Origin of the sequence: Tolypothrix sp. FACHB-123 (assembly GCF_014697075.1) — a bacterium.
GTDB lineage: Bacteria > Cyanobacteriota > Cyanobacteriia > Cyanobacteriales > Nostocaceae > Aulosira.
In genome coordinates, this window is the sequence record NZ_JACJRE010000036.1 from 23,081 (window position 1) to 47,165 (window position 24,085).

Here is a 24,085-nt window from a genome sequence, read left to right on the forward strand (position 1 = left end):
CTCATTCCGCCACAACCTGACTGCGATCAAACAACCACCCATCGCCGACAATCTCCTCTAGGCGTTGATTGAGTCGGGGAAGGAAATAATCTGGATCGTTAAGCCGTTGCTGGACATACCAAGCATCAAACGCTTCCTGTGTCTCAATTCCTTGTCTACCTGCTGCCTCTGCTAGCATCTGCCAACTACGCTCTTGTTGTTCTTCTAACTCGGGATGACCTTCACCTCGGTCATTGCAAAAGAACATTGCCGTTGCACCTAGTATGGCTTCTAGTTCATCATCTTGAGGCACTCTATTATATAAAGCACGGATTCGGTTAATAGTACTTGCTAAGGGAACTTGAATTCTCAGCGTTAGCCATATTGCTTGAGCTAGGTAAACTAAACCGTTGCTTTCATCTGCTATGCCTAAATTCCCCAGAACTGTTACCAAATCACCATAAGCGCGTATTTGTGCAAGTGTGGAAGGAACTTCCTCCCAAAGTGCGATCGCTTTAGTGATGTCCCCTTGTTGGACGAATAATCCTGCCATGTTGTTGAGCGTAATGGCTTTACCTTTGACATCGCCAATCTGCTCAGATATTTCCAAAGATTGCTGCCACAGTGCGATCGCTCTTGGTATGTCCCCTTGTTGGGCGATTACCTGTGCCATGTTGTTGAGGATAGTGGCTTTACCTTGAACATTGCCAATCTGCTCAGATATTTCCAAAGATTGCTGCCAAAGTGCGATCGCTTTAGTAATTTCCCCTTGGTTGGCGAATACCTGTGCCATGTTGTTGAGAGTAGTGGCTTTAAGTTTAACATCGCCAATCTGCTCACATATTTCCAAGGATTGCTCGTAAAGTACGATTGCTTTAGTGATGTCCCCTTGGTGGGCGAATACTCCTGCCATGTTGTTGAGGGTAGTGGCTTTATCTTGGACATCGCCAGTCTGCTCAGATATTTCCAAAGATTGCTCCCACAGTGCGATCGCTTTAGGGATGTCCCCTTGGTCGGCGTATACTCCTGCCATGTTGTTAAAGGTAGTGGCTTTACCTTGGACATCGCCAGTCTGCTCAGATATTTCCAAAGATTGCTCCCACAGAGTGATCGCTTTAGGGATGTCCCCTTGTTGGGCGAATACCCCTGCCATGTTGTTGAGGGTAGTGGCTTTACCTTTGACATCGCCGATTTGCTCAGATATTTCCAAAGATTGCTCCCACAGAGCGATCGCTTTAGGGATGTCCCCTTGGTCGGCGTATACTCCTGCCATGTTGTTGAGGGTAGTAGCTTTACCTTGGACATCGCCAGTCTGCTCAGATATTTCCAAAGATTGCTCCCACAGAGTGATCGCTTTAGGGATGTCCCCTTGGTCAGCGAATACCTGTGCCATGTTGTTGAGGGTAGGGGCTTTACCTTGGACATCGCCAGTCTGCTCAGATATTTCCAAGGATTGCTCGTAAAGTGCGATCGCTTTAGGGATGTCCCCTTGGTCGGCGTATACCTGTGCCATGTTGTTGAGGGTAGTGGCTTTACCTTTGACATGGCCGATTTGCTCAGATATTTCCAAAGATTGCTGCCACAGTGCGATCGCTTTAGGGATGTCCCCTTGGTCGGCGTATACTCCTGCCATGTTGTTGAGGGTAATTGCTTTTTCTTGCAATTCTTTTTCCGGGCAAAGGTCTAAGGTTTGCTGATAATGGGTAACAGCTTCTTGCACCAAACCTAAAACATTTTCCGCACGGGCAATGTTTCCCAAAATGCGGTAGTCTGAAAAAACTGCCAGCATTTGCTTACACAAATCCAAAGCTTCCACAAACCGGGACTTATTCATCCAATTGTTTGCAATCCTAGCTCCAATGCTGGCAGTAATTTCCTGTTCTTTTGCCAGCAGTCCCAACCGGACAATTTCTAATGCTTCTACTTCCGTTTTTTGCTCATTCTCCTCCCACCAAGCTTGATAAATTTTCTTCACCGCTTGCTGTCGGGTTGCTTGCCATTCTTCTTCAGTCAATATAGGTTCTAACAACAGTTCTAAAATTCTCGCCACTCGGTAATTAACTGGCTGGTTGGGGTGAGTGGTGGCAGATTCAACTAAACTCAGGCTGACAAGCTTGGATAACCTTTGAACCAGACCAGCATCAGATCCCCCCGCCTGCGGCGACCCCCTTAATAAGGGGGTGGAAGAAGTAATATTATTGCCCCCCTTTTCAAGTTCTCTTGTTGGCGGCGTTGGTGCTGCTGTCGGTTGGGTGGAAGAAGTAATATTATTGCCCCCCTTTTTAAGGGGGGTTGGGGGGATCTCCGATGTAGGGTCAAGCTTAAGAACTTGAATAATCTCCTCTGTCACCGGCAAATTAAACACACTCAACCGCGCCAGAAAATTTTGCTCCTCTGTTTCCAAAGCATCAAACAGGGTTCGTGCCAAAAGATGCTCGCGGAATTTTTGCTGAGTCGCCTCCAACCGATTCAGCAATTCATCCGCCGCCAATCCTGGCTGGTTTATCACCTCTAATAACCACTTCAGCAACCGGGGATTTCCATCAGCAATCTTGAGAATCCGTTGTGTTCTTAACTGCTGCTTGACTTCCTTATCTAAAGCAAAGCAAATTTTATCAATATCACTGCTGTTCATCCCTGCTAAAGATTCCAAGTGCAGGTGATGGGGTGGTAAAGTATCTGACTGCAAATAGCGACAGGTAACAATCAGCCGACTTTCTCCCCCATTCTCTGCCAATGCCGCACAAATCGCCTCTAATATCTTGTAAGCATCTGCCGTCATCCGCAGCGAACCATCTTTAATATTAACTGTGGGGATATTTTGCTCAAAGTCATCCAGCACCAGCAGCAAACCGTTCAAACTTACTAGAAAGCTTATTCAGCAAACCCCTTTCATCTAAAACACCAATCAACACCACCCGCGCAAAGTTGGGACGCTGCGACTCAACCCGCGTACATAACCGCGCCGCCAAGGTACTTTTCCCCAGTCCCCCCATCCCCGCAATAAATACGCCAATGTAATCGCTAGTTTCCCGCAAAGCTTTGAGACACCGTTGCAAAGCTCGTCTGCGTCCGACAAATTCAAACCGACTAGCAACTTTAACTAGATTATTCTCATCGAGAAATTCTTGCTCTGGGACTGTAAACCTCAGCTTTTCGCGCTTTGGTGTTCTCAGTGGTGTTACTAGTTCGGCAATCTCTCGCGTATCCCGATACACCCGCAATAAATGCCAGTCGGTGCATTCCTTGTCAATCATTTCTTGCTGCGCCGCCTTCACAGCTGCTTCCACCGTCGCCCCCGTCGCCAAAGCTTGATAAAGTGCCTGTGCCGCGACAACAGCCGTATTATCTAACACCGGACGCGCCCAGCCTAAAACTATACCCGCCCCTGCTTTCACCAAAGCCTGCGCCATTGAGGGTACAGTCCCCTTGTTAGGAACCTGTCCCGTATGACAGCCAGAAAGAAATGTTACACGAGGCCAGCGTCCGCGAAAGGCTCTAGCTAAATCGTTGACGGTGGTAAATTGCACATTCCCCACCTCATCCTCAGTAATCAAGCATGGTGTATTATCTGCTATCCTTGCGCCTTTTGGCAGTAAAAAGCCGTAGTCTTTTTGGGTATAAATTATCCCATGTCCCGTGAGGTGAAAGACATCAAAATAATCTTCGAGGTAAGATTTCACCAAATTCGCTAACTCAGCCACCGAGCCACTTTCCTCAACAATCAACGCCAAGGGCTGATCCTTAGTTGCTTGTAAAATATTCGCTTCTTCCCGCTCAAACCCCAAAGGCGGAATTTGCGGATGTTCTGGCGCAGTCGCCATAAACAGCAACCGCAAGGGGCGATTTTGTCCGCCGATTACCTGGGTTTGACGCTGCTGTACAGCACGCACAGGTAACACAGAAATATCCTGGCGTTGCAGTAAAAAACCGTTCCTATCATGTAACAATTCCCAAGGTAAATGCGCTAATCCCAACGCCACTCTTTCTGTCTCTGCGTTTAACCCTTGGGCTTCACTAGTTTGAATTAAATCTAAATAAATCGTCTGCTCATCCGCTTCATCCAGCGCCCTTCTCAGCCATCCTTCCTTCCCATCCAGCCATTGATAAAGTCGCCGTCCTAACTGGGTGAGATATGGTAAGCGGTCTGTTTGTCGAGTATAGTAATTTTGCTCAGACAAATCAATTAGTTCTGCTAACTCTACCTGATCCAAACGACGGTAACCATAATCACAGCGCAGTTCAAAAGTTTGCTGTTGACTCAGGGCGAAGGTAAACTTTAGGGGCATGGCTACGAGCGGTAGATTCTACAATAACCTTCACCGTATTATCACTCAAATCCCGATGATTTTGTTTTCATAAAATGCAACAGAAAAATCGCGATCGCTAAATCAGTAAGAGAACTTGTTAACAGTAAATTGTCATTTCGCTATCCTAGAACAATAAATCATTAAAAGATCGCGCCGATGCTTGCTTTACCCGATAGCATTTTAATGAATGCTGAAGAATATCTGGTTTGGGAACCCACCCAAGAACAACGCTATGAGTATTGGGATGGGGAAGTTGTAGCGATGAGTGGTGGTACGCGCAACCATAATCGGGTATGTCTCAATTTGTTTAAGCTTTTAGATGATACTTTAGGCGATCGCTCTTGTGAAGTGTATATTGTAGATGTAAAAGTGCAGCTTGAACCGGGACAAAAGTATTTTTATCCTGATGTTGTGGTGACTTGTGACGAACGAGATACCGATCCCCAATTGGTACAATTTCCCTGTTTAATTATCGAAGTGCTATCACCCTCAACAGAAGCAGCCGATAGGGGTAAAAAGTTTGCTAAATATCGCCAATCTCCCACCTTGCAAGAATATGTTTTAGTTCAAGTAACGCAACCAGGTGTGGAAGTGTTTCGGCGTAACGAACAAGGTAAATGGGTGCTTTCGGAGTACAATTTGGATGAGAAATTGCTGCTGGAATCAGTGAATGTAGAAATAGCTATTTCTGATTTGTACCGCCAAGTGCAGTTTGAACCGGAACCCGCTGATGACTCTGTTTAAGTTTGGATACTCGTGAATAAGGCTTTTATCTTCATGTACCGGAAGTAAGAAGTTACTCGCTGGAAGATTTTGTAAAATAGTATATAGAGATATATAGCAATCCTATTTCAGTTGCGAAAAATATCGGTTTTGGCTGTTGACTGTTGACTGTTAACCGTTCACAGTCAACAACCCTGCTTGTAATATTTCACAAATCACTTAGGATTGCTATAGAGCGATCGCTTAAGTAAATAGCTCAGTAAAACACCAGAACGGATAAAAAACCTTCTTCCCAGTCAACTGTCAACCGTCAACAGTCAACAATCAACCCTAACGCGATCGCTACCTAATTAATATTTTAAATTTTGATCCAGGGAGATAGCAACGTGACTCATTCATTATTAGTTAAATCAGGGCTACTACTGACTATCCTGACGCTAGATTTAGCGATGTATTCTCCTGTAAAAGCAGAAATCGCTCAGAAGATACCGCAAAATCTACAACAGCTAGAACCCCAAAGCAAACAGTTGAGTAAACAATCATCTTCTTCAACTTCTCAACAACAATGGGAACAGTTTAGACAGCGCCAGGATGAGCAAATGCTAAGACAACAACAGCGTTTTGAGCAATTTAGATTACAAAATGAGCTACGACAACAACAACCCTTGGGACGATTTAGACAACAACCGGTGGGACAATTTAGACAAAACCAATTACTAATACAACAGAGACAGCAAATGGATACTTTGAGGCTACAGCATAAACTGAAACCGCAGCCTTAACGCTTGTTTCGCCATAATCAAGCAATAGATCAAGAAATGCGATCGCGTCTTTGTCAGCTTACCGATCATTTTTTGCAAAGGCGATCGCATTTAGTATTTACATTTCAGTACATTAAGCCCATTGTCGCAGCTTTTTATGTACCTGCGCTAAGTACCACATATAATCATCAATTTTGTAATTATCAGCAGCTTTAACTATATATTTCTGCGCTAATTCTAGATTATTCTCAGCTTCGTAATATAATCCTAGATAAAGATGACTGTAAAAGTTACCTTTTATCCCTTCAGACTTGCCAATATTTAAAACCTCATCAACTGTACAATTCCCTGCATATAAATCATACACTCTGCGCATAATTCGTCTGGGGTCATTTCTCACAGTTAATAGCGAATTCTTTGCTAATTCCACCCCCGAAAGGCGAGCTATACAAAGATATCGCCATACTGTTTCCTCTACATCTTGGGCGTTAACAGTCAAATCAATTTCAAATTGGGCTGCACCTTCAGCAAATTTTTCTGCATAATAATAAGATAGCCCCCGTTGCCATAGATAAGCTTTAAGTCGCTCATCTAATTTTTCTGCTGTATCAAAATCTTGAATAGATTCATCAATTTTGGCTAATTGAAAGTAAACCATACCACGGCGAATGTAAGCATGAGGATTTTGTGGCTGATTGCGGATGGTTTCATGCCAACGCTGGAGTTGATTTTCTAAAGAATTAGTAAAAAACATAATTTTGAGCTTTGGATTTTTCGTAGTCAGGACTTCAGTCCTCACTACCATAGACTACTAAGTAATACACCAATTTTGCACATGAGATAATAATTGGGGAAAGAATTCTTGAAAGTCCGAATCCAAAGCGTCATAATGGGTAATGAGTTCATCAATTGCTGGAGTTAAACTGAGATTTCTCTTACATCGCCTTGATAATCGTTTTGATATGCGTAAAAGAGCAATTTCTACACCAGATACATGACGATAAGAGCCTAACCAATCTTCAGCAGCTACGCGAGAAATTACTTCTGTGACTATCAGAGGTAACTGACCTTGATAAGCTCGAAATGAATTATAAATCTCTGCTGTAAATTCATCTAGAGAAACATTGCAATATTCTGACCAATTTTTCGCTAAGAAATGGTCATAAAAAATATCTACTAGTACCCCAGAAAATCGCCGATAGCTAGAATCAATACGTTGTTTACTTCTTTGTACGACTATGTGACTATCTGTAAATCTATCAATTACTTGATGACAAGCAATTCCACGTTGAATATAAGAATTTAATTCTTGACGCGCTGTACCTTTAACAATATCGGCTAGGAGATTACCTAAGCGATTCTCAACGTTTGGTTCAGACAATAACAAGTGGGCTAACCAGTTCATTTTGACAATGCATCTACCTAATTGCTGAGTACGTTTACTTACAGCAGCATAACAAAGGTATTTTAATCTATACAGCTACAGTCATCATAAGAGAATATTTCCTCAAAAATTGCGATCGTTTCACCGTCATATCCAGCCAACAGGTAGAAGCGGCTACTAGCAGAATTCAGTATTGTGAGGCTAGTTGCTGAAAGATGAGGAATAAACGCCTGTGGTTCCAATTAGAGATAATAATCCTACCCAAATCACCCCTTATGTAACGTTTGGGTTAATTGCTGTGAATGTGCTGGCTTTTCTTTATGAAGCCAGTCTTCCCCCTCGCGCTTTAGATGGGTTTTTACATTTAGCTGCTGTAGTTCCCAGAGAACTTACCTTAAGTTTTGCTGGTGTATCTGTACATCAACCTGTACCAGAGTGGGCTACATTAATTACCTCACAATTTTTGCATGGAGGTTTATTACACCTTGGTGGGAATATGTTGTTCCTCTGGATTTTTGGTAACAATGTAGAAGATAAGCTAGGTCATTTTAAATATCTGCTGTTTTATTTATCTTGCGGCATTTTGGCATCATTAAGCCAATGGTATTTCTCTCAAAATTCTAACATTCCTTCTTTAGGGGCCAGTGGTGCGATCGCAGGTGTGATGGGAGCATATATTCTCCGTTTCCCCCAAGCCGAAATTCTCGGTGTCATACCTTTAGGGTTTTTCTTCCCAACATTCCGCGTTCCTGCATATTTCTTTTTAGGTTTCTGGTTTTTACAACAAGCTTTCTATGGTTTCGCCAGTCTGGAAACACCTACCAACATCGGTATGGAAAGCGGCGGTATCGCCTACTGGGCCCATGCTGGTGGTTTTCTCTTTGGCGCGATTCTCGCCCCTATCTTAGGATTATTTAGCGACAAACCTAAATCGGGGGTAAAAACTTGGGGATGACTGATGACTGATGACTGTTGACTGATGACTGATGACTGTTGTCACTAAGCTTGTCGAAGTGTTGCCCAATGCCCAATGCCCAATGCCCCATGCCCTTACGCTATATTGCAAGTAATAAATAATTAGGAAAAACACCTGTGTTTCCTCTCTACGACGAAAATCCAACGCGCATCACCCCATACTTCACTTATGGGTTGATTGGGATGAACATTTTAGTTTTTCTTCATGAAGTGAGTTTATCCAATGCCCAATTAGAACAGTTTTTTCAGCTATATGCAGTAGTACCGCGAGAGTTAACCACCAATTTTGCCGCAGAATGGACAACTTTATTTACATCACAATTCTTGCACGGGGGTTGGTGGCATTTAATCTCGAATATGGTTTTTCTGTGGGTTTTCGGTAACAATATCGAAGACCGTTTAGGTCATTTCAAATACCTAGTTTTTTACTTAGCTTGCGGCGCTTTAGCGGCTTTGTGCCAGTGGTTTATAGGCATGAATTCGGGTATTCCTTCTTTAGGTGCAAGTGGAGCAATTGCGGGAGTTTTGGGTGCGTATATTATCCGTTTTCCTCACGCTAGAGTTATGACTTTAGCTTTTTTAGGCTTTTTTGTTACCACTATTAGAGTGCCCGCTATGATTCTGATTGGGCTGTTTGTAATTCAAAATCTCATTTCCGGTTTTGCAACTCTACAAGCCGCAGCCAATATGAGTGTAGAAACTGGTGGAGTTGCTTACTGGGCACATATTGGAGGCTTTGTATTTGGTATAATTCTGGCTCCTTTATTTGGTTTATTTAGACGCGACGAATATTAGTCTGTTTTATCTGAGTTTGTATTAATACCAATTCAAATAATCTAGGCTCCAAATAAAGATTTTTTAGGGCACAACATTGTTGTGCCCTAACCTTTAATTGGATTTTTTATGCAAATTAGTAATTGATTCACATTAGTTATTATTAGCACCTACTGACATTTCTGCGGCTGAATCTTCTTTTGCAGTAGAAGCTGATGAGGATTCTACTATATCAGATGAATATACCAAAATATCAGCGCCATCAATTACAGCCCCTAACAATCCCAATTCTGAATCAACTAATTGATCGATAGCTTCACCAAATAAGTTTTCTTGTGTATAGTTTGGTCGTGCAATAATTACTATCGCGTCACTGTAAGGTTGAATTAATAAAGGATCGTTAGATAAACTTAAGGGACTAGTATCTAAAATTACTAAATCGTAGCGCTCGCGTACATCCTCCATGAGCCGCCGCATTTCGCTAGATTCAAGAATTGCCGCAGATTGGCGCACCGGGCCTGGACTAGGAATAATGTATAAATTTTCTACATCAGGGACTAAGCGGATACATTCGCTGAGGTTAGCATAATAGCGCAGCGGTTCAATATTAGCATCTGGATCGGCAGCAATTTTTAAGGATGCACAACAAGAAGGCGATCGCAAATCTGTTTCGATAATTAAGGTTCTTTTACCTGCACGGGCAGATGCTATACCTAAGTTATAAGCGCTTGTCGTCTTACCCTCAGTTTTACTAACGCTAGTCACCAAAAGTATCTTTAAAGATTTCCCGCCAAGTCGCCGCACATTACTGCGGACTTTTTCATAAAACTCTAAATAGGGAGAATCAGCGGAAAGTAAAGCTGGTATAGCTGCTAAATCTAAATCATCAACCGGCATTAAAGGTATTTCTCCTAGCAGTGCAACTTCCCGTTGCTTCAGGCTTTCGCGGATATCTTCTCTAGTTTTGAAAATACCTTCTAGGGAACCTAACAAAAAGATAACGCCACCACCAATCACCAATCCCATCAAGCCACCAACACCTAATGTCACAGACATTTTCTTTGGTTTGACAAAGTCTGCAATTACCATTGGCCCTCTAGCAAGAGTTAGACTGGTAACGGTTTCTGCTTCTGCGGTTTTAGCGTCGGCTAATTTAGCCTGCATCTTATCATAGATAGCTTTTTTGAGTACAACATCTTGTTCTAAACGCGATCGCTCTAATTGTTTATTAGGTATTAATGAATACATTTGCCGCAATCGCGCTTCTTCTTGAACTTGTTGTGCTAATTGTTGTTGCAGCGTATCCCTTTGAGTTTGCAAAGCCACCATTTGGTTTGCTAATTCTTGTCGTGCTGGATCTAAGTTACTTTGAGCGCGAATATTATAAACACTACCAGTTAGAGGTGCGGCTGCGCCACCACCACCAACAACCTCCGCCGCACGTTGTTGTAATAATTCTTCAGCGGCCTGTTTTTGACGCTGTAACTGAATCATAGTTGGATGTTCGGGACGCAAATCTTTGCGCAACACCGCCACTTGTGACTCAACTTGATAAATTTGCGATCGCAAATTGGCAATAATCGGATCTGCACTTAAAGCCGAAGAAATATAAGCTTGGTTAACATTTAACCCTAACTTCGCTTGTAAACTCTGAATTTGGGCATTAATACCCGCAATTGTCTGTTGGATTTGACGCTGCTGATTTTGACTGCTAGTCACCGCAGTTAGCAAACTACCATTCTCAGATGCTAAAATTGCTGGTCTCTCTATGCGATCGTACTGTTCTAACCTCTTCTCTGCTGCTTGCAATTCTATCTTTGTCTGTGGTAAACGTTCATCAATTTTTTGAATAATTGCTTTTAAGCGTCCTGTATTAATATCACCACTAAGCTTAATCATTGTTTGCATCAATACTTGCAATACTTCTACAGCTCGCTTCCGGTCACTATCTTTATATTTAAGCTCTATGATCGTTGATTCTAATTCTCCTGTCCGAGAATTTTTTTTAGGTAATTTAATAACAATATTTAGACCAATTTTTTGAGGTTTAATATTAACTTTTTCAGCTACAGTTTCAATCACCTGATCCGATAACAAAACTTCTTCATTCAATTCCTGACCTTGTTGTTGAATTTCCGTACCAGTTACCGAGAATGACACTGGCGGACGATTATAAGTCAGCGCTGCATTTGCTATATAGCTAGCTGGTGGTTCAGGTTGTATAGCTACTACAGTAGAACCTATTACAACCAACGAAAAACTAGCTAATCCAATCCATTTATACTTCTCAAAAGCAATGAGGTAGCGTTTAACAATTGGTGGACTCATAAAAATTAATCAATAGTCATTTGTTATGTGCAAAAAATAACAGTCAACCGTCAACCATCAACCGTCAACAGTTAACACTCAATAATCCCCTCATCTGTCCCTACTTCAACCCACCTGTAAAGAAGTCAAAGAAGCGAATAAAGCTCTGCACATTAAAAAATGGTTGTGTAATAGTATTGAGAGCATTAGTAATTCTACCGATAAGGTTACGACCAACCACAATAACATCATTATCTTGAAGCGGCACGTTTTGAGACATATCACCACCTAGAGCTTTTTTCGCATCCAGTCTTTGGGTGACAGCTTGACCTCTTTCCGGATCAAAGCGGACTAAGGCAATATCTCGAAGATTAGCAGTGTCAAGATTGATACCACCTAAAGCATCTATAAATGTGCTGCCATTTGGAAGTACTTGATTAGCAATACCTCCCGCCGCATAGTTTAAAACCCTGATTTTAATCTGAGGTATGGCTAAGGTTGAACGCGCAATCAAATTGCGGTCATAACCATTATCAGTGCCGATTTCCCGACGGGGTACAATGATAGCATCGCCATCTTGTAGCCTGAAATTAGGCAACGCACTACCATTTTGTAATGCTGTGTATAAGTCAACAGTTTGAGCAATTACAGAACCATCAAGCAACCGCCTACGCACTTGTACTTGCCTTAAATCTGCGTTGATTGTCGTCCCGCCAGATGTTAGCAAAGCATCAGCGACACGGGGAGTAACTGATGTAATCGGGTAAATCCCCGGACGAAACACTTCCCCACTAATAGTAACTTGCACTGGTCTTGGTGATGCTAATGACGCTACCACAATCGGCTCGATGACAACGCGACTTAAAGCTAAGCGAATTTTTTCTTGTGCTTCTTCCACACTCAAGCCTTGTACAGATAATGTTCCTACTTGGGGAACTAAAATATTACCTTCTGGATTAATTATGGTTTGGAAGCTTAAATCTTGACGCTGTCCAGTTAGGGATAAAACTACTATCGGTTCTACTACGTAACGATTGAGTAACGAGCGAATTTTTGCTTGTGCTTCATCCAAAGTTAAACCCTGTAGCGACACTGTATTAATCAGTGGTACTATGATGTTGCCTTCAGGGTTAATTACAGCTTGGAAACTCAAGTCGGGAAAGCGTTGAACCAAAACGCTAATAGAATCACCCGGCCCTAAGCGATAGGGGCCAGGTGGACGCTGAACTACTATACTCAGAGAATCTCCAGGCCCTAAAAGATACCGATTGAGTTGGGGGGAAACTTCGTTATTTAAACTTCCAGGTGCGGCCTCAGTGGCTGAAGGAGATGAAGGGGATTGACCTGAGGATTGTTCTGGAAATGGTAAAGGCTGAGCAACAACTTGAAACGCTGTTGTCCAGAAAACACTTAGTTGAAGGCTCAAAAAAAACAGAGCGCTGAATGCACGCATATGAGAATTGTAAAATATAGACATTTGAGCAAGCAGTAAAGCTAGACTCAGAATCGGTCTTGCTGAGCCGCTATTTTACTCTGTAAATGCCTAAACTGTCTCTGGTTTCTCCGAGAAATTACGATATGCGATCGCAGTAAAATATATCCTAAATGATACATTTACCAAAATAAAGACGGAGTTGCCCCCGTCCGTAATGACAATTCATGATCAAATTGGTATTAAAATAGCGATCGCATCACAATCAAGAATTACAACAATTTCAGATTAATTATTTGCTAAACTCTTCCCACCCTCCAGAGTGGGCAATCAATTGCCGACTTTTGGTAATGAGTCTGCCATTAAAGCAGATTGTACCGTCTGACCGATAGATTCAGCCAAAGGCCAAATTTTTTCCACCTGACCGAAAGGTTCCATTGGAATCATAATACTCACACCAACCCAAGGAACTCTTTGCCTACGCCACTGCGCCAATTGATCCGCTAAAAACCAGCGTAACGGTGATGGGTTTCCTCCATGCGGTAGAGCATACCATTGCAACACCGCAAAAGTGTCCTTTTGTGTAACAGCGCGAAAAAATTTAGCTTCTACCTGCGTTTCTCTAGGCTGTTTCACAGTAAATTTAGCCGAACGATATTGAGCTACATCCCACTTGCGCCAACGTAACTTTCCCCAACCCTGAATTTCTGTCCATTCCACCTCAGGTTGATCCATCGGCCCATTTTGCGGTAGCAACAACAATACTGCTTGAATTGGCGAGTCTTGTTTCTTAATGACCTGTAGAGACCATTTTTGCTCACCAATTTCTTGTTGCACCTGCTCAACAGTTTGCCAACCAGGAACAGTTAACCCAGAATTGCGTATCTCTTTCAATGCTTTCAAGCTAGTGATTGGTGGCGGCTGTTTCCATTGCCATTTTCCTGTCACATATCCAGGAACAGCACCAATAGCAAATAGTAGTAGTAACAATAACAGTGCTACTACTTGATTCCATTGACTTTCTTTGAGAAATTTAGATAAGGAAATCATTCATAAACTTTGCAATACTTAGGCAAAGTTTACTTACTAAAATAGCGTAATGAGTTCAGTAAAATTGACCAATATTTTTAATTATTAGGGAGGACTTTAGTCCTTAAAATCACGACTGAAGTCTTCACTACAAAGAAATGACTTTATTTTTTTGAAATTTGCGTAAGTCTTATATTATTTCAATTTTTAATATAACAATTCTGAATGATTTGTAAATACCTATCTTTTTTGTTATTTTTGTTTTTATATCAAATAGGATTATTGGGTATTTATTGGGAATAAATGAAAATTGCAAAATCAGCTAATTAACTAAGACAAAAAAAATTTGCGTTAGATTGTAGATATTTTTCTAGATTTTTGTTTCACCTTCTGCTTCAAATTCCATATCTGAAGCTGTTGCAAAATAACTATTAATTTTATTCAACAAAGGCACCAATAAAACTAACATACAAGCAGAATATAGGTCACCACCCCAACTGTCATGTAACCATTTAAAAGCGGCTTCTTGACCTGTACCATGAAAGAATGTCAATGCAGTGTTGCGAATAATATTAGCAGTAATACTAATAACGATAGCAATTATTAAGAACCAATTTCTTGTGCGGCGTGAAGATAAAGCACCTGTCCAATAAAGCAACATTAAGCTGACATATAGAGTAGTAAACAACATTTTCAGCCCTGCACAATAAGGCGCAACCTCTACAATCCTTCCACCTACAAAAAGATTAATTCCTTCAACAGTTACTTCCATCCCAAACTGATTGAGTATAAATCCAGCTGTACCAGCAATAAAACTTTGTAAAGGTAAAGTGTAAGGCGCTATCAAATATGGCCCGGATGTGGGAGTTGCGAGAAATATTAGTAATAGAGGAAATCCTTGCAGTTGCAAACCTGACATACCTTTCAACCATAAGCATAATCCGGCTAAAATAGCTGGGAAAGAAAGGTTAACCCACTCAGTTACACCGCTTAAATAAAAGACTCCCCCAATTAATAGCAAAACAGCACCAAGAGGATGGATTATATTTGGTAGTCTTTGCCATTGTTTGCGTTGTATCCATACTAGATAACTAGCAAAAGGTAGTCCGATTAAACCGTGGCTAAAATATTCATGTTCTGTACTAATATTTTTGTGCAACCAACCATCAACCCAATGTAGTAATATCGGCGCATAAAGTAGAACTAAAACGCCTAAAATTGCTAGATTAAGTAATTGCCCTGTATTCCTAATTTTGAAATGTTGTTGGATTGCCATGATTTTCAGCAATGCAAAATTTATTGCGCTTCGTGTGTCAGTTGTTAGTAGGGGCGGGTTGATGCGAGATCATCGTTAAGCGGCGAAGATATCTGTGAACCCGCCCTTACAGTTGTTTTTGGAAGGAGTCTAATACCCCAACCCAAGAGTGGTTGGTTTTTAGGTGTCTAGGAAATAATTAAAGGCATAATAATTGTTGTGAACTACTAAGTATTGATGCGATCGCACTTACAACTTCTGTAATTTCACTACTGCTTAAGCCTGGATACATAGGTAAAGATAATATTTGCTTAGCTAATGCTTCTGCTTGGAGGAAATCTCCCGGTTGATAGCCTAAATTTGTAAATGCTGGCTGGAGATGACAGGGGATGGGGTAATGAATTCCTGTCTGAATTCCCAATTCCGTGAGTTTCTCTTGAATTTGCTGGCGTGTGAAAGGACAAGAATCATCGATTTTAATTACGTAAAGATGATAGACATGTCCTGTATCGCTGTGATTTTCTAAAGGAAGAATCCCCGCAGATGCTAAGGGTAATAATTCTCGATCGTATTGTTTAGCGATATGATTGCGATCGCAGTTCCACTTGGGTAAATATGGTAATTTCTCTAGTAATACTGCTGCTTGCAAGGTATCGAGACGGCTATTTGTCCCCGCTTCCACATGAAAATACTTTTGCGCTGCGCCATAATTCCGCAAGCGTACCATTTTTTGGGCAATATCTGGATCTCGCGTTAATAGCATTCCCCCATCGCCAAATGCGCCCAAATTTTTGCTGGGATAAAAACTAAAAGCCGCTGCTATTCCCACCGAACCTGCAAAATATCCCTCTCTTTCTGCTAAATGTGCTTGTGCTGCATCTTCAAAAATTAGCAGGTTATATGTCTGAGCAAAATCTAGCAGCTGCTTTGGTGATACCATTTGACCATATAGATGTACAGGAATAATTGCTTTAGTCTTTGGTGTTACTAATTTTGCGGCTGCTTCTAAATCAATTAAAGCTGTTTGGCGATCGCAATCGACAAAAATTGGTTTAGCACCAACCCGCAATACTCCAATCAGCGTTGCGACAAAGGTATTTACGGGTAATAAAACTTCATCACCACTGCCAATATTACAAGCTTGTAAACCGAGTGCGATCGCATCCGTTCCTGACGCTACACCAATACCATATTCTGTACCAGATGCGACTGCAAATGCTGTCTCAAAATCTGAGAGTGCTTGCCCTAAAATAAAATCTCCTTTGCTCAATACACTTTGGATTGCTTGCTCTAACTGAATTTGCAGTGACTGATGTTGTAAAATTAAATTAACAAAAGGAATTTTAATATTGTTTTTATTCATTGTTATTTAGCCTGGTAATTGCTCATTAATAAACTGTTGAAAAACTTCATAGCTTGAATTTATAAAATATTTGCTTAAAAAATAAAAAATATTATTTCTCCAGCTAAAATTGCAACCCATTTATCATAATTTAACTAAATATCTATATAATTAATTATTTTTGGAGAAATCTTGGTTTTTAATGCTAAAAATAATCTTGTAAATATTTATTTTATTCATCATTTATTGATACTGCTTCAGTAAAAATGATGAGATTCATTAATAAATTTTTCTTATTAAAAAATATTACTTAAATCATTTTTTATTGTTAAAACTATTTAAATATCTACTTTTTGAGAATTTATTATAGAATCTTGAAGAAACTACTATGCTTTTATTCACGAAATACAAGCCTAAATATATGATTTAAGCTTTTTATTCCATATTTTCATGCTGCTAAACATGCTAATTTAAAATTCAAAATATAACTATATTTAAAACAGCGATCGCTGAACATATACATAATAAAAGACATACTAGACATAAGCATGGTAAACTTCATTTTCCATCTTGTTGTTATATTACCCATGCGAAAACCAAAACTAACGCTGTCTAGTAGTAAAAGCGAAAACAATAATGATTCTTTTAGTGCTAACTCGAATATTTACTGATACTCTTTATGAACTGAGAGATAAAAATAAAAAATTTTGCTCTGAGTTTGTTTATCTGAGGTGAATTTGGGGAATGCTTAAAAATAGCAATTAATAACCCACTAACAGTGGTTATATAAACTCCACTATCAAACAATTATCAAGGTAACAGTGGCAATGGTAGAGCCTGAAAACAAATTATCAGCCCTAAAGGATGGTTGGGCTTCCCAGGAAACAAGAGAAAAGCAAAGACTAGAAGCTTTGTCAGAATTAGGTTTGCGCCAATCAGAAACAATTCCTGTCTTTGAAGAAGCTACTCAAACTGCTGCCCATTTTTTGGAAGCACCAATTTCCATTTTGGGATTTGTAGATCAAGAACGTCATTGGTTTAAGTCAGCAGTAGGTTTATCTAGACTAGGACTAATGAATCATTTGGCGCAAAGTCGTCAATTATTACGTCGGGAATCCTTTTGCACCCAAGTAGTAGACAGCTTCCAAATTTTAGTCATAAATGATACACATAAAATTACAGATCCAGCACTTGCTTCTAGCAAGTTGATACAGGATTATGGTATCCGTGCTTACTTGGGAGCACCATTAATTGATGCGTCTGGTCATTGTCTGGGTGCATTAGCGGTGATGGATTTAGTACCGCGTAATTTTACCAATCGCGATATTGAATTTTTACAAATCATCGCTCGTTGGAGTATGAGTGAGTTTGAGCGCAATCGATTGCTCAAAGCTAAGTCAGAAGTCAGTATTGGGCAAAATTCCCTAAGTTTAGCATTCAGTGACCACAATAGCACCGAGATCAAAATCTCTTCACCTGCTTTAGAAACAGAGTCTGTTTCTACTAAACAACTCAAGCTAGAACTATTAGGACAGCTGACTCAAGAGTTACGCACACCCTTAACTTCTGTACTAGGCATGGCTAGTGTTTTAGGGCGCGAGATTTATGGGCCTTTAACAACTAAGCAAAGAGAATATCTAGATATTATCCAACACAGTGGTCGATATTTACTTTCCTTAGTCAATGAAATTACTGAACTAGGCGCAATGGATGACGGTTCCACCGAATTGAATATTGCTCCTGTAGATATTGAAATGGTTTGCCAACAAGCTATCAATACTCTAGAGGAAGCTGCTAATCGTCGCGAGCAAGATATTCGTCTATCCATTGAACCAGGACACAGCCGCATTTGTCCTTTAGATAAAGATAAAGTCCGACAAATGCTGTATCACCTAATTTTTAGTGTGATTCAACTCTCTGCTACTGGCAGTGTAGTGCGGATTCATGTTTCTTATAAAGAAAACATGCTTAACATTACAGTTTGGGTTTCACACCCTTGGTTAGGAGACGGTATAACTGAGGTCGATCCTTATTTCCGTTTGAGTCCCTTGTCTTTGCTGGAGCTTACTGGTGAGACAGGCAATTATAATCTGCATTTAGATAACCACGAACCTGTAGGCAATTTACCACTAGTAGTGGAAACTGCAAACAACTTGAGTGCTTCCCATTCAGATGTCATGACTATGAACTCAGCAATAGATGTTGCTCAGCCACGTAATAGTTTGTCTCGCGAAAGCTTAGGTTTATTACTTAGCTGTCAGTTAGCTGAGTTACATGGTGGACAAATCACCATCCAAGGTTCGCCGGAATCAGGATATCGCTATGTGCTGTCTTTACCATTGCAAGTGGTAGCTTCTTCAGAAGCAGTTAGTGATGTTTAAGCAGCACAATCTAGCTTGCTAACATAGCTGTTTCCTAAATAGCTGTCATGAATGATTATCTACACCTTCCCGTAAATCCGACCTTAGCCTTGAACAAGCAGCACAATCTGCAATAAGTTTTGTGGATGATACTCTGAGCTTGCTTATGCTCTCACAGACATGAACTCATCGCTCCGCGTCTACTAATAGACGCAAAGACGCGGAGAATATAGATTCTGGAGCGAATTTTCTTTGGTGGACTAAGTAGAATTTATTCCCGCTACTTAGCTCGTTGTTTGCGAAATTTGCCATAAGTGGTTAGTTTACATGCCCGCTGTCATATTTTTGATATATTTATAGTCAGCCAAAGCGTGCTTCAAAATTTACTAACTCAGGCTCATAAATTTTAATTTGCAAGAAAAAACAAAATTTGTAGACACGGTGACATAGATTATGATCGAGTCCAAGTTCTTAGAGGGCTTGCTAATCAGTCACAGCGTGTTTTATGAATTTAGTCTGGCAAAGATTTACTTTATCTTATTTCATAGTCCAAGATTATTTTGCTACCAGTTACCTCCACCGTGCTTTGGTGGGTCTGTTATCGTCTTGGCGGCAAAGTAGTATATTGCTCCAGTGGGGAGATACGATAGCGGCTGCTTTACTCAGCTTAATATATCTTCTCGCACCTTTTGTTTCGACCACGTTGTTAGGGTTGTTACTGGTAGCTTGTGTCGGATTTTGGTTGTTGCTGACTTTATCGGATGATGCAACATCAACAAATGCTTCGTCATTTACTCCGATTCACTTGCTGGTATTAGCCTATTGGGCAATTGCCGCTGTCGCTACAGCATTTTCACCAGTAAAAAAGGCAGCATTGAGTGATTTAGTCACTTTAACGCTATATTTAATGCTGTTTGCTCTTTGTGCTAGGGTGCTGAGGTCTTCCCGCTTGCGGTCTTGGCTAATCGTTCTCTATCTCCATGTATCGCTCATTGTCAGCGTGTATGGATTACGACAATGGTTTTTTGGCGCAGATGCTTTAGCAACTTGGGTTGACCCAACTTCGCCTTTGTCTAAGACCACCAGAGTTTACAGTTATTTGGGTAATCCCAATTTATTGGCAGGGTATTTAATACCAGCAGTAGTGTTTAGTTTGGTGGCAATTGTTGCTTGGCGAAGCTGGTATAAGAAAGCACTAGGATTGACAGCATTGATTGTTAATAGTGCCTGTCTAGTCCTCACTTTTAGTCGTGGCGGGTGGATTGGCTTAGTAGCATCAATATTGACAGTGATGGCATTGCTCATTTATTGGTGGAGCGTGCAAATGCCTCCTTTTTGGCGTACTTGGTCGCTGCCAATTATTTTAGGAGGTTTAGTTGGGGTATTAGTGCTAGCTGTAATTTTTATTGAGCCTGTGCGGTTGCGAGTTTTTAGTATCTTTGCCGATCGCCAAGATAGCAGTAATAATTTTCGCCGCAACGTCTGGGATGCTGTGTTTGAGATGATTCGCGCTCGCCCAATTTTAGGTATCGGGCCTGGTCACAATGCCTTTAATAAAATCTATCCCCTTTACCAGCGCCCCCGTTATAGTGCTTTGAGCGCCTATTCAATTTTGCTAGAAATTGCTGTGGAAACGGGCTTTATTGGTTTAGGCTGCTTCCTTTGGCTATTAGTGGTAACTTTTAATACAGGTTACATGCAATTGCGCAGATTGCGGCAATTAGAGAATAAAGAAGGATTTTGGTTAATTGGGGCGATCGCTTCGATGGTAGGTATGCTAGCGCATGGAACTGTTGATACTGTCTGGTTTCGTCCCGAAGTCAATAGTCTCTGGTGGCTAGTAGTGGCTTTAATTGCTAGCTACTGGACACCTTTAAGCCAAAACAAGACCCAAGAATTAACTTCGCCTAGCTCAGAACCAGCAGCAAACTAAAAAAACTAGAATAAGTTAGTTGTCAGTCAAATAATTTTAGATTTGTTCCGTTGACAAAAGCGGCAGTTATGCCTAATCACCAATACAAAACTGACAACTAACTAGTTGCAAATTCTTAATGTTTTAGTCCCTATAGGTTGAAGCCCCTGGGGTGCTGGGATCGCGATAACGGGTTGGTTCATCGTCACGTTTTTTACCTGTCAAGCCAGCTAAACCTAATAGACCAAGTAAGCCAAACCAACCCCAGTCAAAATCATTGCGCTCATAAGTTGTAGTGGTGGGGTTAGTGGTAGTGGTTCCAGGGTCGGTAGTGGTAGTTTGGGCTTGTACAGGTTGAGTTAAGGATAAAACGGCCATACTCAAGGCGATCGCGCCAGTGCTGATTACTTTAGGTAAATTGCTTGTCATACTAAAAGTTCCTCATCCCTTGCAAAGTTACTCACCACTTTACCGAGTTCGAGAAAGAACAAAATCAATCTGTGGCGATAAAGTCGGCTTGTGCTTAACTCTGGCTGAAGATATACAAGCAGCTTTCCAGTCCCTAAATATCTTGGCTAATAATTTTTCATTGCCCGTTCAATATCCCGTTTATCCTGGCGTTTTTTCAAATCCTCTCGCTTATCGTGGAGTTTTTTACCTTTACCCAGGGCAATACTGACTTTGACTCGCCCACGCTTAAAGTACATCTTTAAAGGTACTAACGTCAAACCCTGCTGTTCCACTTTGCCAATTAGCTTGCGGATTTCCTGACGATGTAGTAATAGCTTCCGCGTCCGCCGTGGCTCGTGATTAAAATATTGACCGCTAGCAGTGTAAGGTGAAATATGCGCGTTGATTAACCATGCTTCGCCATTGCGAATCAAAGCATACCCATCTTGCATATTGACTTTACCAGCCCGAATTGACTTGACCTCTGTTCCTGTTAACTGAATTCCGGCTTCGTAGGTCTCCAGGATTTCATACAAATAACGAGCTTGTCGATTGTCGCTAACTACTTTGTAACCGTCACTTTTATCGCTCATGGAAAATCGTGCGTGCTGAAAATGTGTCTAAAAGATTTTTGGAGTTGGTAGAAAAATTGATTTAGTTTATGTTAAACCAATATAAATGCTGACTCTAGATAAGATACTTATCTTACTAATTTAACTGTTTCAACCTCGCAATGAAAAATTTTCCGGCAAATTTTTTCTCAACCAGACTGTTGATCTAGTCAATTTAATTTACAGTAGGGTAAAAGATTACTCTATCCTATTGGTTATTTGTTATGAAGTGCTACATTATTTATCTTTGCCAAGCAGTAGAATGGTCAGCTGCGTTAAAATTTATTAACAATTTCTAAAGAATTAAGATTTTCTTTATAAATAAGTCCTACAGCAGTAATTAGCTGGTAATCCTGTCATAGTATGAAACATAAGAGCACATCATTCTTGCCTGTGTTCACTAATAGTGCTCAAACAAGCCAATTTGTTAGTAAAAAAAATGCTAGGGGTGTACTTTCCATGCCCTTGACGATCCTTGTAGTGGATGATGATTTGGGCACTCGGTTGTCGATTAGTGATTATCTTGAACTGTCTGGCTATTCAGTGATTACGGCTAATGATGGTCAAGAAGCTTTACTCATGGTTGAGGAGTACCATCCTGATTTGATTGTCACCGATATTGTCATGCCAAGAATGAATGGTTATGAGTTGGTGCGGCGAGTGCGGCAAAAAGCAGAGTTCCGTTTATTACCTGTAATTTTATTAACAGCGCGTACCAAGACTCAGGAACGGATTTTGGGCTATCAGTCAGGCTGCGATCTCTATTTGCCCAAACCTTTTGAATTAGAAGAGTTAGCAGCGGCTATTCGGAATTTACTGGAGCGATCGCAAATCATTCAATCTGAGTATCGCTTTTCTCATACAGAAAATTTGAGCAATTCCCAGCAAATGAAAGCAGTGGATGCCAATTCTGTTGAAATTACTCAAACTCAAAAATCGGAAATGCTCTCAGCTTTAACAGCCAGAGAACAAGAAGTACTAGAACTGTTAACACATGGTCTTTCTAATGCCGATATGGGTCATCAGTTACACCTGAGTGCCCGTACAGTCGAAAAGTACGTCAGTAGTTTATTAAGAAAAACCGCAACCAGTAACCGAGCTGAACTTGTTCGTTTTGCCATTAAGCATGGTTTAGTCGAATAACCCAATAAATTGGGAGAGACAAGGAATTTTAGATTTTGCGAAAACTCGGAGCGCTGGCTTCCGGCGCTCTGAACTTTTCAAGCTAGATTTGCGATAGCGCAGCGTAAAGCTTTCTCTTCTCCTGACGGAGACGCTACGCGAACGCCAACAACATAGCTTCGCTTAGAGCGAGTCCACGAGCGTATTTTGGATTCTCATCTAAAATCCAAAAACGTTACCTATGCCCAATGCCCAATGCCCAATTAACAATTAACAACTTAAGTTTTTAATTCCTGACTCATAATATTTTTCAATAGACCTTCACAAGCATCAACTAACAAATCGATAACTTGATTAAATCCTTCTGGGCCCCCATAATAGGGGTCTGGCACTTCTTTGAGATTATAGCGAGAACAAAAATCACACATTAGACGGACTTTACTGTGATATTGCTGAGTTGGATCGAGCATCAGAATATTTTCATAATTATCCCGATCCATCGCCAAAATTAAGTCAAAATCTTGAAAGTCTGATTTGCGAAACTGACGCGCCTGACCGCGCAGTTTAATTCCTAACTTTTGATTAGCTGCGGCACTCATGCGTCTGTCAGGTGGGCTACCAATATGATAACTAGACGTACCAGCAGAGTCGCAGACAATACTATCGCCTAAGTCAGCCTGTTCAATCAGGTGATTCATAATGTTTTCTGCCGATGGCGACCGACAGATGTTACCCAGGCAGACAAAAAGTAGTTTGTATGGCATAAGTATCTTTTGTCATTTGTCCTTAGTCATTTGTCATTTGTCCTTAGTCGCTTGTCAGTTGTCCTGTGAATCACTTATTTTTGACTCTTGACTACTGTACGGGCGGGTTAACAAATATCCTTACCGATCCAATGATGATTCTCAATAAACCCGCCCCTACTGACTATTGACCAATGACCAATGACTATTGACTAAAATCCCGGTAGCTCTAGTCCACTGGTCAAATCTTCCATGCGTTCGCGCATTGTAGCTGTGGACTTGTTGTAAGCGTCTTTCATTGCTACTGTGACCAAATCGGACAGTACATCTGCACCTTCATTGAGAGCTTCGGGAGAAATTTCTACACGTTTGGGTTCTTGGTTTCCACTGACCACTACTTTGATCAGCCCACCGCCAGCCTCTCCTTGAATCTCCATTTGCTCCAATTCTTCTTGAAGCCGCTTGGCACCTTCTTGAACTTGCTGTGCTTTTTTGAAAGCTTCAGCTAGTTCTTTCATTTTGCCCAAACCAAAACCAAAACCCTGTCCTTTTCCTGTCATAATAAATAGTCCGCGTGTGCGTTCAATAACAAATCAAATTCAATTATAGATGCGGT

20 protein-coding genes are annotated in these 24,085 nt (G+C 41.0%); 7 read left to right on the top strand and 13 right to left on the bottom strand.

The annotated features are described in order from the left end of the window. Position 1 precedes the first annotated feature (1 nt). Both H6G41_RS21770 and H6G41_RS35275 read right to left on the bottom strand, forming a co-directional pair. The gene (locus tag H6G41_RS21770) at positions 2-2,839 is read right to left on the bottom strand and encodes a tetratricopeptide repeat protein (RefSeq protein ID WP_242038002.1); all 2,838 of its coding nucleotides are present in this window, start codon (positions 2,837-2,839) and stop codon (positions 2-4) included. Beyond that, on the bottom strand, positions 2,811-4,268 hold the full coding sequence (locus H6G41_RS35275) for a CHAT domain-containing protein (RefSeq protein ID WP_242038003.1): 1,458 nt from the start codon (positions 4,266-4,268) through the stop codon (positions 2,811-2,813). Before H6G41_RS35275 ends, H6G41_RS21770 begins: the two co-directional genes overlap by 29 nt. 177 nt (positions 4,269-4,445) lie before the next feature. On the opposite strand from H6G41_RS35275, the gene H6G41_RS21775 reads away from it, so the two are divergent. Together H6G41_RS21775 and H6G41_RS21780 are read left to right on the top strand one after the other, a co-directional pair. Next, positions 4,446-5,033: a Uma2 family endonuclease gene (locus H6G41_RS21775; protein WP_190748531.1), complete on the top strand. Its 588-nt coding sequence runs from the start codon at positions 4,446-4,448 to the stop codon at positions 5,031-5,033. Between the two features lie 365 nt (positions 5,034-5,398). After that, positions 5,399-5,794: a hypothetical protein gene (locus H6G41_RS21780; protein WP_190748533.1), complete on the top strand. Its 396-nt coding sequence runs from the start codon at positions 5,399-5,401 to the stop codon at positions 5,792-5,794. Between the two features lie 112 nt (positions 5,795-5,906). On the opposite strand, the gene H6G41_RS21785 is transcribed toward H6G41_RS21780, so the two are convergent. Continuing rightward, a complete protein-coding gene (locus H6G41_RS21785; protein ID WP_190748535.1) occupies positions 5,907-6,527 on the bottom strand; it encodes a hypothetical protein in 621 nt (206 codons plus the stop codon). A gap of 57 nt (positions 6,528-6,584) precedes the next feature. Further along, a complete protein-coding gene (locus tag H6G41_RS21790) occupies positions 6,585-7,178 on the bottom strand; it encodes an ACP phosphodiesterase (RefSeq protein ID WP_190748537.1) in 594 nt (197 codons plus the stop codon). Positions 7,179-7,389: 211 nt separating this feature from the next. Between H6G41_RS21790 and H6G41_RS21795 the strand changes: the two genes are divergently transcribed. Next, positions 7,390-8,112 carry a rhomboid family intramembrane serine protease gene (locus tag H6G41_RS21795; protein WP_190748539.1) on the top strand — a complete coding sequence of 241 codons (723 nt, stop codon included), beginning with the start codon at positions 7,390-7,392 and terminating at the stop codon, positions 8,110-8,112. A gap of 137 nt (positions 8,113-8,249) precedes the next feature. Then, positions 8,250-8,927, top strand: a complete 678-nt coding sequence (locus H6G41_RS21800) for a rhomboid family intramembrane serine protease (protein ID WP_190748541.1) — start codon at positions 8,250-8,252, stop codon at positions 8,925-8,927. A gap of 132 nt (positions 8,928-9,059) precedes the next feature. Here the strand turns inward: H6G41_RS21800 and H6G41_RS21805 are convergent, their stop codons facing one another. From H6G41_RS21805 to H6G41_RS21825, 5 genes are all read right to left on the bottom strand, one after another. Then, positions 9,060-11,234 (bottom strand): tyrosine-protein kinase domain-containing protein, encoded by a 2,175-nt coding sequence (locus tag H6G41_RS21805; RefSeq protein ID WP_190748543.1) that lies wholly within the window; start codon positions 11,232-11,234, stop codon positions 9,060-9,062. 100 nt (positions 11,235-11,334) lie between these two features. Beyond that, positions 11,335-12,690 carry a polysaccharide biosynthesis/export family protein gene (locus H6G41_RS21810; RefSeq protein WP_190748545.1) on the bottom strand — a complete coding sequence of 452 codons (1,356 nt, stop codon included), beginning with the start codon at positions 12,688-12,690 and terminating at the stop codon, positions 11,335-11,337. A 285-nt stretch (positions 12,691-12,975) separates the two neighbouring features. Further along, positions 12,976-13,695 (bottom strand): cyanoexosortase B system-associated protein, encoded by a 720-nt coding sequence (locus H6G41_RS21815; RefSeq protein WP_190748547.1) that lies wholly within the window; start codon positions 13,693-13,695, stop codon positions 12,976-12,978. Between the two features lie 349 nt (positions 13,696-14,044). Next, positions 14,045-14,950: a cyanoexosortase B gene (gene crtB, locus H6G41_RS21820; RefSeq protein WP_190748549.1), complete on the bottom strand. Its 906-nt coding sequence runs from the start codon at positions 14,948-14,950 to the stop codon at positions 14,045-14,047. 178 nt (positions 14,951-15,128) lie between these two features. Then, positions 15,129-16,292 (bottom strand): DegT/DnrJ/EryC1/StrS aminotransferase family protein, encoded by a 1,164-nt coding sequence (locus H6G41_RS21825; RefSeq protein ID WP_190748551.1) that lies wholly within the window; start codon positions 16,290-16,292, stop codon positions 15,129-15,131. Between the two features lie 806 nt (positions 16,293-17,098). Between H6G41_RS21825 and H6G41_RS21830 the strand changes: the two genes are divergently transcribed. Continuing rightward, complete coding sequence (locus tag H6G41_RS21830) at positions 17,099-18,652, top strand: GAF domain-containing sensor histidine kinase (RefSeq protein WP_190748553.1); 1,554 nt, start codon at positions 17,099-17,101, stop codon at positions 18,650-18,652. 484 nt (positions 18,653-19,136) lie between these two features. Next, the gene (locus tag H6G41_RS21835) at positions 19,137-20,564 is read left to right on the top strand and encodes an IctB family putative bicarbonate transporter (protein WP_190748555.1); all 1,428 of its coding nucleotides are present in this window, start codon (positions 19,137-19,139) and stop codon (positions 20,562-20,564) included. 123 nt (positions 20,565-20,687) lie between these two features. On the opposite strand, the gene H6G41_RS21840 is transcribed toward H6G41_RS21835, so the two are convergent. Continuing rightward, positions 20,688-20,972 carry a WGxxGxxG family protein gene (locus H6G41_RS21840; protein ID WP_190748557.1) on the bottom strand — a complete coding sequence of 95 codons (285 nt, stop codon included), beginning with the start codon at positions 20,970-20,972 and terminating at the stop codon, positions 20,688-20,690. A gap of 146 nt (positions 20,973-21,118) precedes the next feature. Continuing rightward, on the bottom strand, positions 21,119-21,586 hold the full coding sequence (gene smpB, locus H6G41_RS21845) for an SsrA-binding protein SmpB (protein ID WP_190748559.1): 468 nt from the start codon (positions 21,584-21,586) through the stop codon (positions 21,119-21,121). A 477-nt stretch (positions 21,587-22,063) separates the two neighbouring features. Here smpB and H6G41_RS21850 point away from each other — a divergent pair, with 477 nt between their 5' ends. Next, positions 22,064-22,747 carry a response regulator transcription factor gene (locus H6G41_RS21850; protein ID WP_190748561.1) on the top strand — a complete coding sequence of 228 codons (684 nt, stop codon included), beginning with the start codon at positions 22,064-22,066 and terminating at the stop codon, positions 22,745-22,747. Positions 22,748-23,004: 257 nt separating this feature from the next. On the opposite strand, the gene H6G41_RS21855 is transcribed toward H6G41_RS21850, so the two are convergent. Both H6G41_RS21855 and H6G41_RS21860 read right to left on the bottom strand, forming a co-directional pair. Beyond that, positions 23,005-23,490 carry a low molecular weight protein-tyrosine-phosphatase gene (locus H6G41_RS21855; RefSeq protein ID WP_190748564.1) on the bottom strand — a complete coding sequence of 162 codons (486 nt, stop codon included), beginning with the start codon at positions 23,488-23,490 and terminating at the stop codon, positions 23,005-23,007. A 191-nt stretch (positions 23,491-23,681) separates the two neighbouring features. Further along, the gene (locus tag H6G41_RS21860; protein ID WP_096646401.1) at positions 23,682-24,029 is read right to left on the bottom strand and encodes a YbaB/EbfC family nucleoid-associated protein; all 348 of its coding nucleotides are present in this window, start codon (positions 24,027-24,029) and stop codon (positions 23,682-23,684) included. Positions 24,030-24,085: the final 56 nt, after the last annotated feature.

What these genes read in the sequence shown, in the direction of transcription:
- H6G41_RS21775 (WP_190748531.1), top strand. Translation starts at nt 4,446, where the DNA reads ATGCTTGCTTTACCCGATAGCATTTTAATGAATGCTGAAGAATATCTG.
- crtB (WP_190748549.1), bottom strand. Translation starts at nt 14,950, where the DNA reads ATGGCAATCCAACAACATTTCAAAATTAGGAATACAGGGCAATTACTT.
- smpB (WP_190748559.1), bottom strand. Translation starts at nt 21,586, where the DNA reads ATGAGCGATAAAAGTGACGGTTACAAAGTAGTTAGCGACAATCGACAA.
- H6G41_RS21815 (WP_190748547.1), bottom strand. Translation starts at nt 13,695, where the DNA reads ATGATTTCCTTATCTAAATTTCTCAAAGAAAGTCAATGGAATCAAGTA.
- H6G41_RS21785 (WP_190748535.1), bottom strand. Translation starts at nt 6,527, where the DNA reads ATGTTTTTTACTAATTCTTTAGAAAATCAACTCCAGCGTTGGCATGAA.
- H6G41_RS21850 (WP_190748561.1), top strand. Translation starts at nt 22,064, where the DNA reads ATGCCCTTGACGATCCTTGTAGTGGATGATGATTTGGGCACTCGGTTG.
- H6G41_RS21835 (WP_190748555.1), top strand. Translation starts at nt 19,137, where the DNA reads ATGAATTTAGTCTGGCAAAGATTTACTTTATCTTATTTCATAGTCCAA.
- H6G41_RS21790 (WP_190748537.1), bottom strand. Translation starts at nt 7,178, where the DNA reads ATGAACTGGTTAGCCCACTTGTTATTGTCTGAACCAAACGTTGAGAAT.
- H6G41_RS21855 (WP_190748564.1), bottom strand. Translation starts at nt 23,490, where the DNA reads ATGCCATACAAACTACTTTTTGTCTGCCTGGGTAACATCTGTCGGTCG.
- H6G41_RS21830 (WP_190748553.1), top strand. Translation starts at nt 17,099, where the DNA reads ATGGTAGAGCCTGAAAACAAATTATCAGCCCTAAAGGATGGTTGGGCT.
- H6G41_RS21810 (WP_190748545.1), bottom strand. Translation starts at nt 12,690, where the DNA reads ATGTCTATATTTTACAATTCTCATATGCGTGCATTCAGCGCTCTGTTT.
- H6G41_RS35275 (WP_242038003.1), bottom strand. Translation starts at nt 4,268, where the DNA reads ATGCCCCTAAAGTTTACCTTCGCCCTGAGTCAACAGCAAACTTTTGAA.
- H6G41_RS21805 (WP_190748543.1), bottom strand. Translation starts at nt 11,234, where the DNA reads ATGAGTCCACCAATTGTTAAACGCTACCTCATTGCTTTTGAGAAGTAT.
- H6G41_RS21860 (WP_096646401.1), bottom strand. Translation starts at nt 24,029, where the DNA reads ATGACAGGAAAAGGACAGGGTTTTGGTTTTGGTTTGGGCAAAATGAAA.
- H6G41_RS21825 (WP_190748551.1), bottom strand. Translation starts at nt 16,292, where the DNA reads ATGAATAAAAACAATATTAAAATTCCTTTTGTTAATTTAATTTTACAA.
- H6G41_RS21840 (WP_190748557.1), bottom strand. Translation starts at nt 20,972, where the DNA reads ATGACAAGCAATTTACCTAAAGTAATCAGCACTGGCGCGATCGCCTTG.